The organism is Pseudoalteromonas sp. GW168-MNA-CIBAN-0100, assembly GCF_040309225.1.
Taxonomy (GTDB): Bacteria; Pseudomonadota; Gammaproteobacteria; order Enterobacterales; family Alteromonadaceae; genus Pseudoalteromonas; species Pseudoalteromonas arctica.
In genome coordinates this window covers 1-377 of sequence record NZ_JBEOOL010000202.1, presented here as the reverse complement: position 1 = coordinate 377, position 377 = coordinate 1, and the positions used below count along the sequence as shown (strand labels likewise).

Genomic DNA, 377 nt, shown 5'->3' with positions numbered 1-377 from the left:
CAATCTCCGCACAAAAGTTAGCGCGCGAGGAGGATGTAACTAATTTTGTGTAACTGCCTATCATTATTTACTCTAAAAAGAGTTTAAGGATTAGGCGATGAACATGAATAAAGAAGAACTCGAAGCGTTTGCAAAAGAAGCAGCTAAAAGTATTAAAACACCTGACGATTTAAATCAATTTAGTCAGATGTTAAAAAAGATAACTGTTGAAGCCGCACTTAATGCAGAAATGGATGAACATTTAGGCTATCAAAAACACAGTAAATCCACGAGCAGTAATAGCCGAAATGGTAAAACAAGTAAGCGTATCAAGACAGAAGACGGTGAGTTTGAGCTTGATACGCCCCGCGACCGTGAAGGCTCTTTTGAGCCACAGC

The 377-nt window shown here is 39.3% G+C and carries 1 protein-coding gene; it reads left to right on the top strand.

The window, feature by feature from the left end; genetic code table 11:
- Nucleotides 1–103: 103 nt before the first annotated feature.
- Nucleotides 104–377, top strand: a 274-nt coding sequence (locus AAEY62_RS20735) for a transposase (protein ID WP_350636159.1), incomplete at its 3' end; no start/stop codon positions are given.